The sequence below is a fragment of the Micromonospora sp. NPDC048907 genome, from assembly GCF_055586885.1.
The window spans coordinates 100728-114587 of record NZ_JBVJHI010000009.1 but is presented as its reverse complement, the minus strand read 5'-3'; the positions used below and the strand labels follow the sequence as shown (position 1 = coordinate 114587).

Annotated in this window: 15 protein-coding genes; 14 read left to right on the top strand and 1 reads right to left on the bottom strand. The window is 73.2% G+C overall.

The genetic code is table 11. The annotated features are described in order from the left end of the window. The first annotated feature begins 43 nt into the window (after positions 1-43). From ACZ6PY_RS26885 to ACZ6PY_RS26845, 9 genes are all read left to right on the top strand, one after another. Entirely contained in the window at positions 44-1024 is a 981-nt protein-coding gene (locus ACZ6PY_RS26885) for a UDP-glucuronic acid decarboxylase family protein (RefSeq protein ID WP_466076817.1), read from the top strand. A 74-nt stretch (positions 1025-1098) separates the two neighbouring features. Beyond that, positions 1099-2343, top strand: a complete 1245-nt coding sequence (locus ACZ6PY_RS26880) for an LCP family protein (RefSeq protein ID WP_466076814.1) — start codon at positions 1099-1101, stop codon at positions 2341-2343. A 207-nt stretch (positions 2344-2550) separates the two neighbouring features. Next, positions 2551-3762: an LCP family protein gene (locus ACZ6PY_RS26875; protein WP_466076811.1), complete on the top strand. Its 1212-nt coding sequence runs from the start codon at positions 2551-2553 to the stop codon at positions 3760-3762. A 207-nt stretch (positions 3763-3969) separates the two neighbouring features. Next, on the top strand, positions 3970-4887 hold the full coding sequence (locus ACZ6PY_RS26870) for an LCP family protein (RefSeq protein WP_466076808.1): 918 nt from the start codon (positions 3970-3972) through the stop codon (positions 4885-4887). 29 nt (positions 4888-4916) lie between these two features. After that, positions 4917-5252 carry a rhodanese-like domain-containing protein gene (locus ACZ6PY_RS26865; protein ID WP_466076805.1) on the top strand — a complete coding sequence of 112 codons (336 nt, stop codon included), beginning with the start codon at positions 4917-4919 and terminating at the stop codon, positions 5250-5252. Positions 5253-5265: 13 nt separating this feature from the next. Further along, positions 5266-6057, top strand: a complete 792-nt coding sequence (locus ACZ6PY_RS26860) for a glycerophosphodiester phosphodiesterase (protein ID WP_466076802.1) — start codon at positions 5266-5268, stop codon at positions 6055-6057. A gap of 76 nt (positions 6058-6133) precedes the next feature. Continuing rightward, on the top strand, positions 6134-7588 hold the full coding sequence (locus ACZ6PY_RS26855) for a sensor histidine kinase (protein WP_466076799.1): 1455 nt from the start codon (positions 6134-6136) through the stop codon (positions 7586-7588). 66 nt (positions 7589-7654) lie between these two features. Further along, the gene (locus ACZ6PY_RS26850; RefSeq protein ID WP_466076796.1) at positions 7655-8071 is read left to right on the top strand and encodes an ATP-binding protein; all 417 of its coding nucleotides are present in this window, start codon (positions 7655-7657) and stop codon (positions 8069-8071) included. Positions 8072-8132: 61 nt separating this feature from the next. Beyond that, positions 8133-9017, top strand: a complete 885-nt coding sequence (locus tag ACZ6PY_RS26845; protein ID WP_466076793.1) for a DUF5926 family protein — start codon at positions 8133-8135, stop codon at positions 9015-9017. On the opposite strand, the gene ACZ6PY_RS26840 is transcribed toward ACZ6PY_RS26845, so the two are convergent. Then, positions 9004-10224, bottom strand: coding sequence for an arginine deiminase (locus tag ACZ6PY_RS26840; protein ID WP_466076790.1), 1221 nt, complete (start codon positions 10222-10224; stop codon positions 9004-9006). The genes ACZ6PY_RS26845 and ACZ6PY_RS26840 overlap by 14 nt on opposite strands. Before the next feature lie 163 nt (positions 10225-10387). Between ACZ6PY_RS26840 and ACZ6PY_RS26835 the strand changes: the two genes are divergently transcribed. The 5 genes from ACZ6PY_RS26835 to pheA all read left to right on the top strand — a co-directional run bounded on the left by ACZ6PY_RS26835 (position 10388) and on the right by pheA (position 13844). Then, on the top strand, positions 10388-11125 hold the full coding sequence (locus ACZ6PY_RS26835; protein WP_466076788.1) for a hypothetical protein: 738 nt from the start codon (positions 10388-10390) through the stop codon (positions 11123-11125). A 228-nt stretch (positions 11126-11353) separates the two neighbouring features. Further along, entirely contained in the window at positions 11354-11809 is a 456-nt protein-coding gene (locus ACZ6PY_RS26830; RefSeq protein WP_466076785.1) for a PAS domain-containing protein, read from the top strand. A gap of 75 nt (positions 11810-11884) precedes the next feature. Beyond that, entirely contained in the window at positions 11885-12274 is a 390-nt protein-coding gene (locus ACZ6PY_RS26825; RefSeq protein ID WP_466076783.1) for an ACT domain-containing protein, read from the top strand. Between the two features lie 48 nt (positions 12275-12322). Continuing rightward, positions 12323-12877 carry a hypothetical protein gene (locus ACZ6PY_RS26820; protein WP_466076780.1) on the top strand — a complete coding sequence of 185 codons (555 nt, stop codon included), beginning with the start codon at positions 12323-12325 and terminating at the stop codon, positions 12875-12877. A 10-nt stretch (positions 12878-12887) separates the two neighbouring features. Next, positions 12888-13844: a prephenate dehydratase gene (gene pheA / locus ACZ6PY_RS26815; RefSeq protein ID WP_466076777.1), complete on the top strand. Its 957-nt coding sequence runs from the start codon at positions 12888-12890 to the stop codon at positions 13842-13844. Positions 13845-13860 lie beyond the last annotated feature (16 nt).

Below are 13860 nucleotides of genomic sequence, written 5' to 3'. Positions count from 1 at the left end.
CCGACCACGGCTCCGGCCCACCGGCTTGAGTAGGCTGGCCGGCATGAAGGTCGCTCCCCGCTTCGGCTCCGGACATCGCATCCTCGTCACCGGCGGCGCCGGCTTCGTCCCCTCGCACCTGGTCGACCGGCTCATCGAGCGCGGCTGCACGGTCGTGGTGCTGGACAACTTCGTCACCGGCTCCAAGGACAACATCGCCCACCTCCTCGAGAAGCCGACCTTCACGCTGATCGAGGCGGACATCTCCGAGGGCCTGCCGACCGACCACCCGGCCATGGCCGAGCGGTTCGACGGGATCCTCCACATGGCCTCCCCGGCCAGCCCCACCGACTTCGAGAAGCTGCCGGTGGAGATCCTGCGGGTCGGCTCGGTGGCCACCCTGCACCTGCTGGAGCGGGCCACCGCCGACGGCGCCCGGTTCCTGATGGCCTCCACCTCCGAGGCGTACGGGGACCCGAAGGAGCACCCGCAGCGCGAGACCTACTGGGGCAACGTCAACCCGATCGGCATCCGGAGCGTCTACGACGAGGCCAAGCGCTTCTCGGAGGCGGCCACCATGGCCTACCACCGCAGCCGGGGCACCGACACCGCGATCGTCCGGATCTTCAACACGTACGGCCCGCGGATGCGGCCGGACGACGGCCGGGCCATCCCGACCTTCATCTCCCAGGCGCTGCGCGGCGAGCCGATCACCGTGCACGGCACCGGCAACCAGACCCGGTCGATCTGCTACGTCGACGACCTGGTGCGGGGCATCCTGCTGCTGCTCGACTCGACCGAGACCGGTCCGATCAACTGCGGCACCGAGCACGAGATGTCGATGCGGCAACTGGCCGAGACGATCGTGTCACTGACCGGAAGCAGCTCCGAGGTGAGCTACATCACCCGCGCGGCCGACGATCCGGAGATGCGGCGTCCCGATCTCACGCTCGCCCGTGAGCTGCTGGGATACGAGCCGACCGTGACGCCCGAAGACGGCCTCCGACGCACGATCGAGTACTTCCGCGGCCGGCTAGGGTACTGACTCCCACTGGGAGGAGGCTGACACCCGGCTGCGCCTCAGGGCACGGCTGGCTCGGCCGACCTACCCTCGGTTACATGTCAGCGACCTCGTCTGCCGGCGTCCCGCTCCCCGCACGTCTGAGTCGGAGCGCGGGCCGCGCCCAGGTCCCCGGCTCCGGCCGGGGCACCACCGGGCGCGCCCGCGCGACCGACGCCCGCTGGTACCCCTCGCCCGACGACGAGCCGCGCCCCGGCGGGCCCGGGGGTCCGGGCGGACCGACCGGGCCGGGCGGGTCGGGCGGCGGCGCCGGCGGTCCCGGCCGGCGCGGCCCGCGGCCGCGGTGGGGTCGCATCGGCCTGGTGGCCGGCGTCGCGGTGCTGGTGCTGGCGCTGCTCGGTGGAGCGGGCGCCTGGCTCTACGCCCGCAACCTGAACGGTGACCTGGCCCGGACGGACCCCTTCTCGCAGATCACCGGGGGCCGGCCGGCCAAGCAGGTCGACGGCGCGTTGAACATCCTGCTGGTCGGCAGCGACTCGCGGGACCCGGACGCCGAGGTCGACGCCGCCGGCAAGTGGCGGGCGGACACGTTGATCGTCATGCACATCCCGGCCGACCACAAGCAGGCCTACCTCGTCTCGATCCCGCGTGACCTCTACGTGCCGATCCCGGAGAGCGCCGGCGCGTCCTGCGACTCGGGCTCGCGCAACAAGATCAACGCGGCGTTCGCGTTCGGCGGCCTCCCGCTCGCTGTGAAGACGGTGGAGTGCTTCAGCGACGTCCGGATCGACCACGTCATGGCCATCGACTTCGGCGGCTTCAAGGAGGTCACCGACGCCCTCGGTGGCGTGGACCTCAAGGTGGAGCGCACCATCACCTCGATCCACAAGCCGTACCGGACGTTCACCAAGGGCGTGAACCACATGAACGGCGCCGAGGCGCTGGACTGGGTCCGGCAGCGCAAGCAGTTCCCCGACGGCGACTTCGCCCGGATGCGTCACCAGCAGGAGTTCCTCAAGGCGCTGATGGACAAGGCGGCCAGCACGGGGACATTGACCAACCCGAAGAAGCTCAACGACTTCCTCAAGGCGGTCACCGCCGCCGTCACGGTCGACCAGGGATTCTCGTTGACCGACATGGCGCTGCAGTTCCGGAACCTGCGCGGGGAGAACCTGACCTTCCTCACCAGCCCGAACCTGGGCGGCCAGACCGTCGACGGCCAGTCGGTGGTGGTCTCCGACCGGGAGAAGGCGCTGGCGATGTACAAGGCCATCGCGGCGGACACGATGGGCGACTGGGTGAGGGCCAACCAGAAGACCGACAGTGACGGGAGCGGCGGCTGACGCCGCCCCCGCGAGGCAACGCATCCGGTCGGCGGTGAGGCTCTTCCCATGGTGAGCCAACCGCCGACCGGATCTTTTCAATTGGCCGTTCGGTCACAACCCCGAGCCATTGGCCGAGATTGACGGGAATAGCCCTCACATGAGGTCGCGAGAACGGGAACAGATACGTACAGTGGTCCCGCCCCCGATCACCGAGCTGGAGCACGCATGCCGGTCCAGACCAGCCGTCGCCCTCAGTCACTGGAGCCCGGTTCGCCCGGGCGGGTTCCCCCGATCATCCCCACGCAGCCCGGCCATGGCGGCCACGGGCCCGGCGGTGGAAAGAAGCGCACCAAGCGCAAGGACCCGTTCTGGGCCAAGCTGACCGTGATCTTCGGTGCCGTGCTGATGATGACCAGTGGCGTCGCGATCGTCGGCAGCAAGGCGGTGATCGGCCAGGCGACCAGCAGCATCGACCAGGGCAACCTGCTCGGCGAGGCGGGCAAGACCGACGCCGAGGGTGGCAACAGCCTCGAAGGCCCGATCGACATGCTGCTGCTCGGCGTGGACGCGCGCCAGCGCTGGGCCGCCGACGACGTCCGGTCGGACACGATCATCATCCTGCACATCCCGGCCACCCACGACCAGGCCTATCTGATCTCCATCCCCCGGGACACCGAGGCGCAGATCCCGGCCTTCGAGAAGAACGGCTACCGGGGCGGCACCGACAAGATCAACGCAGCCTTCCAGATCGGCGCCCGCAACGGCGGTGGCTGGGAAGGCGGCGCCCAGTTGATGGCCAAGACCATCAAGTCGATGACCGGCATCAGCTTCGACGGCGCCGCGATCATCAACTTCGGCGGCTTCAAGAACGTGATCGACGCCCTCGGCAGCGTGCGCATCTGTGTGAGCCACGAGGTCAAGTCGCACCACATGTCGATGGTCGACGGCAAGCCGATGTGGAACGCGGACGCGAAGAAGACCGGCAAGTCGTACACGCCGGTGGTGCACAAGAAGGGCTGCAAGGAGATGGAGGGCTGGGAGGCCCTCGACTTCGCCCGCCAGCGCTACGGCCTGCCGAACAGCGACTACGACCGGCAGCAGAACCAGCAGCAGCTGATCAAGGCGATGGCGAAGAAGGCCACCGACAAGGGCATGCTGACCAACCCGATCAAGCTGAACTCGCTGATCAAGGCGGCCGGCAAGGCGTTCATCCTGGACACCGGCGGCGTGCCGATCGCGAACTTCATCTTCACGCTCAAGGGCGTCAGCGGGAACGACCTGGTCACCCTCCGGACCAACGGTGGCACCTACAGCAGCGCCGGCAACGGCCGGGAGAAGTTCAACGAGACGACCATGGACATGTTCCAGGCGGTCAAGAACGACAAGCTCGCGGACTTCGTGGTGTCGAACCCGTCCGTCCTGTCCACCCGCAAATGACCTGGTGACCGGCCGGTAGCCGCGCGAAAGCGGCACCGCCCGGAGCTTCCCCCCGTAGCCTGACGTGAGCGGGTCTCATGTCGCGGCTACGGGGGGACTGTCACGTCCAGGCCAGCACGGAACGCACGCGGGCGGGGTCGACCCGCCCGCTGGCCCCGGTTCCTGCTCGGCGCCGGTCTCGCCCTGCTCCTGCTCGCCACCCTCGGCGTGGCAGGGCTGCACTGGCTCACCAACCGGTACGACCGCACCGTCACCAAGCAGCAGCTGCTCGACGCGGCGGCCCGGCAGTCCCGCACCGACCTCTCCGGCCCGCTCAACTACCTGCTGATCGGGTCCGACCACCGGCCGGGCGCCAACCCCGAGGACCAGCGCTCCGACAGCATCCTGATCGTGCACGTGCCGGCCGGGCTCCGGCAGGCGTACCTGATCTCCGTCCCGCGCGACCTGCTGGTCGCCATCCCGGCGGCGCCGGGATTCGGCGGCGGCCAGGACAAGGTCAACGCGGCGTACGAGCACGGCGGCGGTGGCGAGGCCGGGGCCCGGCTCCTCAGCGCCACCCTCGCCCGGCTCACCGGGATCCGCTTCGACGGCGCCGCCCTGATCGACTTCTCCGGCTTCAAACAGGTCATCGACCTGCTCGGCGGCATCCGGATGTGCGTCGACACCCCGGTCCGGTCGATCCACACGAAGACCCAGTTCGACACCGGCTGCCAGCAGATGGACGGCGCCCGGACGCTGGACTACGTGCGGCAGCGCTACGACCTGCCCGGCGGCGACTACGACCGGCAGCGGCACCAGCAGCAGATGCTCCGGGCGGTGCTCGACCGGGCCGGCGAGACGCACCTGCGCAGCGACCCGGTGAAGCTGGACCGGGTGCTCCGGGCGGTCGGCGGGGCGCTGACCCTGGACAGCAACGGCGTACCCCTGGAGGACCTGCTCCTCGCGCTCCGCGGGCTGCCCGCGGACGCCCTGCACGGCGTCCAGGTGCCGTCCTACCCGCAGACCATCGACCAGGTCTCCTACGTGGTGCTGGACAACGGCGGCGGCGGGCTCTTCGACGCGCTGCGCGGCACCCGGATGCCGGAGTGGGCCGCCGCCAATCCCCGCTGGGTCAACCGCCTCTGACCGGACGGGCCCGTCTAGGCTTGGTAGCCGTGTTCGGACCACAGGTTCCCACCGTGCCCGCGTCGGCCGTGCCCGACGACGTCTACCTGCTCGACGTCCGGGAGGACGACGAGTGGGCCGCCGGCCACGCGCCGGCCGCCCACCACCTGCCGATGACCGAGCTGCCCGCCCGGATCGCCGAGATCCCGGACGACCGCGAGGTGGCCGTGATCTGCCGCTCCGGCGGGCGGTCCGCGCAGGTGGTCGCCTACCTCATGCGCAACGGCTGGGACCAGGTGCGCAACGTCGAGGGCGGGATGGGCGACTGGGCCGCCGCGGGCCGCCCGGTGGTCACCGACGACGGGCGACCGGGCCGGGTCGCCTGAGAGCGACGCGGCCATGGCAGTCCCCCTGGTCTTCGCACACCGCGGCGCGTCGTACGACCTGCCGGAGCACACCCTCGCCGCCTACCTTCGCGCCCTCGACGAGGGCGCGGACGGGCTGGAATGCGACGTCCGGCTCACCCGGGACGGGCACCTGGTCTGCGTCCACGACCGGCGGCTGGACCGGACCAGCAACGGACACGGGCTGGTCAGCGCGCGGACACTCGCCGAGCTGGAGGCGCTCGACTTCGGCTCCTGGCACCCCGGCGGGGTGCCGGCCGACGGGGACGAACAGCTCGACGAGACACACACCCGGCTGCTCACGCTGGAGCGGCTGCTCGACGCGGTGCTGGCCGCCGGCCGGCCGGTCCGGCTGCTGATCGAGACCAAGCACCCGTCCCGCTACGGCCGGGACGTCGAGCGCCGCCTGGTCACCGTCCTGCGCCGGTACGGGCTGGCCGAGCCCGGTCCGGACGACCCGGTCACGGTCACCGTGATGTCCTTCTCCCCGCTCGCCGTACGCCGGATCCGCGACCTCGCGCCGGCGCTGCCCACGGTGCTGTTGCTGGAAGGGCTGCCGCGTTGGCTGCGGCTGGGCCGGCTGCCGTTCGGCACCCGGATCGCCGGGCCGGGGATCGGCCTGGTGCGGGCCCGCCCCCAGCTCGTCCCGGCGCTGCGCGCCGCCGGCAACCAGGTCTACGTCTGGACGGTGAACGAGCCGGAGGACCTGGAGCTGGTGCTGGCCGCCGGGGTCGACGGGGTGATCACCGACCGCCCGGCCCGGACGTTGGCCCGGTTGGGCCGGTGAGGCCCGCCGGTCCGACCGGTGGGCGGTCGCCCGGCCGGGGGTGTCCCCGCACCGGGCGGCGGGGCACACTCGGGACATGCCGGAGCGAATTGACTTCACCGCCCTCATCGCCGGCCACACCAGCGTGATCAAGATGATCAACTCGGGGGAGTCCGGCCTGGCCGTGCTCACCCGGCTGCTCGGCGAGGTGGAGCCCGCCCTCGGCGCGGCCGGCCTGGTGTTCGTGGAGTTCGCCCCCACCGGCGGCCGGGTGATCGCGGCGACCGGCAGCGCCGAGTTCGTCACCGGCCGCCCGCTGCCGGCCACCGACCCGGCCACCGTCTGCCTGCTCTCCGGTCCGCCGGTGCGGGAGGTCCGGGTCGACGCGATCCCCGGCGCGCTCGCCGACGAGGTCGCCGCGCGCGGGCTGCGCCGGATGATCCTGGCGCGCGCCGAGATCGGCGGGCTGACCGTGGGCAGCCTGCACGCCCTCTACCCGGACGGCGAGCCGCTGGACGCCGCCCAGCACGCCGTGGTCGGCTACGTGGCCGCCTGCATCGCCCACATGTACGGCGACCAGACCGGCCTGCCCGTGCACGGCGACGGCCCGGTGGTGGCGGCGCTCGCCGACGGCCTGGCGGTGGTGGACCGCGAGCACCACGTGCGGCTCTGGAACCCGGCCGCCGCCCAGGTGACCGGGCGGCCGGCCGGTGACGCGCTCAACCAGCCGCTGCCGTTCCCCCTCCCCCCGTCCGGGCAGGTCCTCGACCACCGGCTGCCGGACGGCCGCTGGCTGCGGATCACGTCCGGCGAGCTGCCGGGGCCGGGCACGCTGCGGGTGGTCACCTTCCGCGACATCACCGACCAGCAGCGGCGCGACAACGACCGGGACCTCTTCGTCGCGGTCACCAGCCACGAGCTGCGCACCCCGGTCACCGTGATCAAGGGGTACGCGGACACCCTCACCGACCACTGGGAGTCGCTCAGCGACGACGACCGGCGGCAGGCCGCCCGGATCATCGGGCAGCGCGCGAACGAGCTGGCCCGGCTGGTCGACCGGCTGCTCACCGCCGCCACCGAGAACCGCCCCGGCGGCGAGCCGGCCGCCCCGTTCGACCTGGCCGACGCGCTGCGGGCGGCGGTGGCCGACCTGCCGGCGGACGTCCGGCACCGGGTGGTCCTCGACCTGCCGGCCGACCTGCCCAAGGCCCTCGGCGACCGGCACAGCCTGGCCACCGTGCTCACCGAGCTCAGCACCAACGCCGGCAAGTACTCGCTGCCGGACACCCCCATCGAGGTCTGCGCCGAGGCGAACGAACGCACCGTCTCCTTCCGGGTCGCCGACCGGGGCATCGGCATCCGGCCCGAGCACGTGGAGCGGGCGTTCGACAGGTTCTGGCAGGGGGAGTCCGGCGACCGGCGCCGCTACCCGGGGGCCGGGTTGGGGCTCTATCTCGTCCGCCAGATCGTTGAACAGCAGAATGGATGGGTATCCCTACGACCGAGAGCCGGTGGGGGTACGGTCGCAGAGGTGCGGCTGCCGCGGGGGTGACCCGGCCCGCACAGGGGTGGGGAAGGAACGACGGTGGGGACGGGTTCGGTCGAACGATCATGGTGCGTGGTGGTGCCTCACCACGCCACCGGCGCGCGCCTGGCCCGGCACCGACTCGCCGACGAGCTGGCCGACGTCGTACCCCCGACCCTGCTGGCCGACCTGGTGGCCGTCCTCGCCGAACTGGTGGGCAACGCCGTGCGGCACGCCGACCCGCTGCCCGGGGGCGTGGTCCGGGTGGCCTGGCGGCTGCGGCCGGTGGCCGGCGGGCAGACCGTCCAGCTCCGGGTGACCGACGGCGGCTCCGCCTCGGGCCCGCTCATGCGGATCGCGACCCCGGACGCCGTCGACGGGCGCGGCCTGCACATCGTCTCCGGGCTGGCCAGCCGCTGGGGCGTCGAGCGGGACGGCCTCGGGCAGAGCGTCTGGGCCGAGTTCGACCCGACCGGCTCGACCCGACCGGACCTGGTCGTGGCCGGTTGAGGCGAGCGGGCAGGCGGGTCCGGCCCACGGCCGCCCGCTCCGGCATCTAGGCTGTCTCGCCGTGAGCAAGCGTCGAAAGAGCCAGCGGGCCGCCGAAGCCACCCCGAAGCGGGAGAAGGTGCGCGACGTCTTCGTGCCCCGACCGTTCGAGGGCCTGGTCGACGAGCCGGAGTGGATCGCCCTGCGCGAGCTGGTCCCGGCCGCCTCGGCCCCGCTGCGGCTGACCCCCGAGCTGGTCGAGGAGCACGGCGACCGGCCGGTCACCCTGGCCACCGTGCTGCCGATGGCCGCCCCGGCGATGACCAAGCCGGACGGGCGGGTCTTCATCGGGCTCCAGCGGCACCAGCAGTCCGGCGACGTCTCGCGGGACCTGGCCGACGCGCTGCTCTGCGCGCTGCGGGCCGAGCCGGGCGGTCAGGTGAGCGTGCCGCCGCTGCCCGGGCCGGGCCCCCGCCTCCAGGACATCCTGGTGGACGGGCCGCTGGAGATCAGCATGCACGACGGCTTCGAGTTCTGGCTCGACCCGGGCGCCGCCGACGACCCGAACGTGCAGGCGTCCCTGGAGCGGGCCAACGCGGCGATCTACCCGACCGTGAAGCTGGCCGCGGCGCGGGCCGCGTACTGGTGCCAGGTGCCGGAGAAGGCGCACGTGCGCTGGGTGCTGCCGGACGACGAGGACGTGGCGCTGGACGCCCTGTCCCGGCTGAGCGTGGCCGGCACGCTGACCCTCGGCGACGACACCCGCTTCGCCGGCATGTTCCGGGCGCACGGCCGCCTCGTGCCGGTCTGGGACCTGCCGGAGGACGTCCCGGCCACCGCTTGGGAGGAGCCGGTGACCGGGTTCGCCAAGCGGTACGCCGAGGCGCTGGAGGAGCGGGAGCCGCTGGACGCGGCCGGCCGCCGGGCCCGCCAGGGCCTGCTCGGCCGCCAGCTCACCCTGCGCTGAGGGTCAGCGGTTCGCGGACCAGCGGGCAGGACATGCAGCGGGGGCCGCCCCGCCCGGAGCCCAGCTCGGACCCGGCGATGGCGATCACCTCGATGCCGGCCCGTTCGAGCTGGGCGTTGGTCTCCACGTTCCGCTCGTAGCCCACGCAGAGCCGGGGGGCGAGCGCGAGGGTGTTGTTGCCGTCGTCCCACTGCTCCCGTTCCGCGGTGACCGGGTCCAGCCCGGTGTCGATCACCCGGAGCTGGTCGAGGTCCATGGCGTCGGCGGCGGCCCGCAGGAACGGCGCCGGGCCGTCGACCCGCGGGTCCTCGCCGTCCGCCCCGGCGATGACCGTGTACGCGGAGAGTTCGCTCGCGATGTTCGGATACATCAGCACGGCGTCGACGTCGACCATCGTGCAGACCGTGTCCAGGTGCATGGTGGCCCGTTCCTGGGCGATCGGCACCACCAGGATGGTGTGCGCCAGCCCGGCGGCGAAGACCTGCCGGCCCAGCCGCTCCGCCCCGGCCGGCGTGGTCCGCTCGCCCACGCCCACGGCGAGCACCCCCGGTGCGAGCAGCAGCACGTCGCCGCCCTCCAGGTGCTCCAGCTCCGGGTGGTAGACGAACTCGGTGCCGACGAACCGCGGGTGGTAGCGGTAGATCGCGTTCGTCAGCGTGGTCTCCCGCCGGCGGGCCGGCATGGCCAGGCTGGTCACCCCGACCCGGTCCCCGATCCAGACCGACGAGTCGCGGGTGAAGAGCAGGTTGGGCAGCGGGTCGACGATGAAGTCGTGCCGGTCCATCAGCGTCCAGACCAGACCGCCGGGGCGGTCCGGGCCGATCCGCAGCTCCTCGTGGGCGAGCCCGGCGACGAACACGTCGGCCAGCGCGGCCGGGTCGAGGTACGTGAGGTGGTCGGCCACGCGGCGGCGCAGGGTGTCGCCGAGCCGGGGTGAGCGGAGCACCAGCTCGGTCAGCTCGGCCCGCGCGTCCGGCACGGCGAGGGTCTCGGCCAGCAGGGTGGCCAGGTAGAGCACCTCGACCCCGCGGGACCGCAGGGCGGCCGCGAAGGCGTCATGCTCCTCCTGCGCCCGGCCCACCCATGGGATAGCGTCGAAGAGCAAGGAGTCGTTGTTGCGTGGGGTGAGGCGGGCGAGTTCCGGCCCCGGGCGGTGCAGCAGCACCGTGCCGAGGCGACCGACCTCGCTGTCCACGTAGTGGGTCACCTTCGCAGCCTAGGACAGGCTTCCGCACCATCCGAGAAAAGAAGTGTGAATGAATATGGCATTCATCCGCACTCATTCCGGCGCTCCAACTTGCCGAGCACCGGGGTGTGCAACGTAGGGTAGTGGAGACATAACTTCGAGAGACCTTTTGCCGGAGGTCGCGATGACTGTCTTTCCCGCTCGCCGAGCCGTACCGAGCCGGGCACTGCCGCCCGTCTCGGTGCCGCACCCCCGGGCCGAGACCACCTCGGTGCTCGAACCGGCCCGACCGACTCCGCTGGAGTGGGCCCGCCGTCGGCGGGCCGAGCGGGGAGCCCGCCGGTTGGAGGCGGCCGGGGCCCGGGCCCTCGGTCAACTCGACCACCTCGGCCCCGCCTGGCACGTCATCGAGTGGCCCCGCACCGACGCCGCGGACATCCTGCTCGACCGCACCCGGGACGAGCGGGCCGGGTTCCTCGCCATCGGGCCCAGCGGGCTCTTCGCGGTCACCATCGCCGACCACGGCCGGGCCCGGGTGCTCGTCGCCGGCGACGTCGTGCAGATCAACGGCAAGCGTCCGCCCTATGTGGCCGAGGCGCGCCGCGACGCCAAGCGGGCCAGCAAGGCCCTCTCCGACGCCGTCGGCCTGCCGATCCCGGTGACCCCGGTGCTGACCTTCGTCGGCTCCGGGGTCATCAGCGTCTACGGCCTGCCCAAGGACTGCCTCATGGCCACCCACCGGGAGCTGGACCGCCTGCTCGTCGCCGGTGGCAACCGGATCAGCCCGGCCACCGCCGAGAAGCTCTCCCGGGTCGCCCAGGCACCGTCGACGTGGCTCAACGGCACGTACCGTCCAGCGGCCGACTACCGGTGGTACGACGAGGGCCGAACGGCCGCTGACAAGCGGGCCGCCCGCCGGTAACGTCTGCGGCGACGCCACGCGGTCCGCGGGTCCGCCCCGGTGGTCCCGTCGGCCCGCGCCGTCGCCGGCCGCCCGACACCGGGCACCGTCGCACCGACACCTGTCCCCCGGTCCCGCCGAGCCCCGGATCCCCGCGCGGCTCCGGCCACCGGAGAAGCCGCACGGGGCGGGCGGTCGTCGTGACGACCGGCTAGCGTGGACAGACCGTCGGTGTACATAGGAGGCGCGGTGGCCCACGTCGAACTCTCGCTCTCGGAAGTGTTCGTGCCCCCGGCGGGGACACCGACCGAGCAGGAGTCCGACAACGTCGGGCGGTGGTCCGGCATGGTCTCCCAGGCCGCCGAGCCATGCCTGCTGATCGACGCCGACACCACCGTGGTGGCGATCTCCTCGTCCGGCTGCGACCTGCTCTGCCTCGGCGCCCCGGAGGACGTGATCGGCCGGCCGCTGCTGGAGGGCGGCCTGCGCCTGGTCGACTTCACCGCCAGCCCGAGCGAGCTGACCGAGCAGGAGACCGACAAGATCCCGCCACTGCTGGCGCTGCACTCCGGCCGGCTGGCCCGGGGGCTGCTCCGGGTGAAGAGCCCCGGCTCCGACGCCGGCACGACGGTCGACGCCATCTCCACGCCGGTGCTCAGCGACGGCCAGGTGGCCGGCTCGCTCACCTTCTTCTCGGCGGTCTGACCTGCGCCGACGTGTGGCGATCGCCGCACCGGGCGGTGCTGGGGCACAGCCACACCGAGGCCGTAGGGTGCCCTCATGCTCGATGTCGCTCTGTTGCCGGGCGCGTACGCGGTGTGCCGCCTGCCGGCCGGCGCCGTGCTGCCCCCGCACATCTGGGGCGAGCTGGGCGACCGCGACGTGGTGACGGTGAGCTGGAGCGCCGACGGCGTCTCGGTGATCTGTCCCGCCGAGCGGGCCCCCGCCGGGGCCGACCTGGAGACCGAATGGCGCTGCCTGCGGCTGGTCGGCCCGCTCGACGCGGCGGTCACCGGCACCCTCGCCGCGCTTGTCGACCCGCTCGCCCGCGCCCGGGTCAACGTGGTGGCCTTCTCCACGTACGACACCGACCACCTGCTGGTGCCCGCCGTGCGGCTGGTCGAGGCGACGGGCGCGCTGGAGCGGGCCGGCCACCGGGTCCGGACGTGACTTCACCCGCCCGGGTGATCCTCCTACGATGGGCTCGGCCGTCCGGCCATGACGACATCCCTCGATGCCGAGGATCGCACCGTGCCCTGCACCCCGCCCCACCCCGCCCGCCGGCGACTCCCGGTGGTGCTGGCCGTCCTGCTCGCCCTCACCGGCTGCGGCGCACCACCCGAGCTGACTGACCCGGCCGCCTCCGCGACCACCGCTCCGACGGCCTCCGCCACCTCCACCCCGAGCGCGACGCCGACCGCGCCGGTGACCCCGACCGGGCCGGCGCGCACCGCGCCGGCCCCGGACCCGACCGCCACACCCTGCCGCTCCGGCCCGTCCGCCGACCGGGTGGTCGCCCTGCTGCGCGGGTCGGCCCGGGTGCTGCCCCGCGACGTCCGGGTCACGGTGCGGACGGGACCGCTCTGCGCGGAGGGCTGGCAGTACACGGTGCTGGCGGTGAGCGGACACGAGGAACTCCAGGTGGTCACCCGGGGCCGGCCCACCGCCCTGGAACTCGTCACCGCCGGCACGGACGTGTGCGGCGTGGAGGTGCGCGCCGCCGGCCCGTCCGGCATCCGGACCCTGGCCTGCGACGGCACCCCGGGTGCGTAGTCTGGGCGGCATGCCGGGAACACCGCCGACCCGCTTCGTCTACCTGGGGCCCGAGGGCACCTTCGCCGAGCAGGCGCTGCGCACCGTCCCCGCCGCCGAGCGGGGTGGCCGGACGCCGGCGCGCAGCGTGGGCGAGGCGCTGGACGCCGTACGGGCGGGCGAGGCCGACGCGGCGCTCGTACCGCTGGAGAACTCGATCGGCGGCGCGGTCGGGGTGACCCTGGACGAGTTGGCCGAGGGGGAACCCCTGGTGATCACCCGTGAGGTGATCCTGCCGGTCGAGTTCGTCCTCGCCGCCCACTCCGGCATCGCGCTGGCCGACGTGCGCACCGTGGCGGCCCACCCGCAGGCGTCCACCCAGTGCCGGGGCTGGCTGCGCGACCACCTTCCCGACGCCACGGTGGTCGACGTGCTCTCCAACGGCGCCGCCGCCGCGGGCGCGGCGAACGGCGAGTACGACGCCGCCATCTGCGCCCCGATCGGCGCCACCCGGCACCGGCTGGCCGTGCTCGCCGACAAGATCGCCGACCACCCGGACGCGGTGACCCGGTTCGCGCTGGTCTCCCGGCCCGGCCCGCCCCCGCCCCCGACCGGCGACGACGTGACCTCGCTGGCGGTCTACATCGCGCACGACCGGGTCGGCGCGCTGCTGTCGGTGCTCACCGAGCTGGCCACCCGCGGGGTGAACCTGACCCGGATCGAGTCCCGCCCTACCGGCGAGGCGCTCGGCCGGTACGTGTTCTTCCTCGACTGCACCGGCCACGTGGCCGACGTGCGCCTCGGCGAGGCGTTGCAGGGGCTGCGTCGGGTCTGCGCGGACGTGCGCTTCCTCGGGTCGTACCCCCGGCACCGCTGGAACCCGGCGGCGGGCGACCGGCCGGTCCCCGCGCCCGCCGGCCTCTCCGACACCGACTACGCCGACGCGGCGGCCTGGCTGTCCCGGCTGCGCGCGGGCGAGCTGAACTGACGGTGCCGGGGCGCCG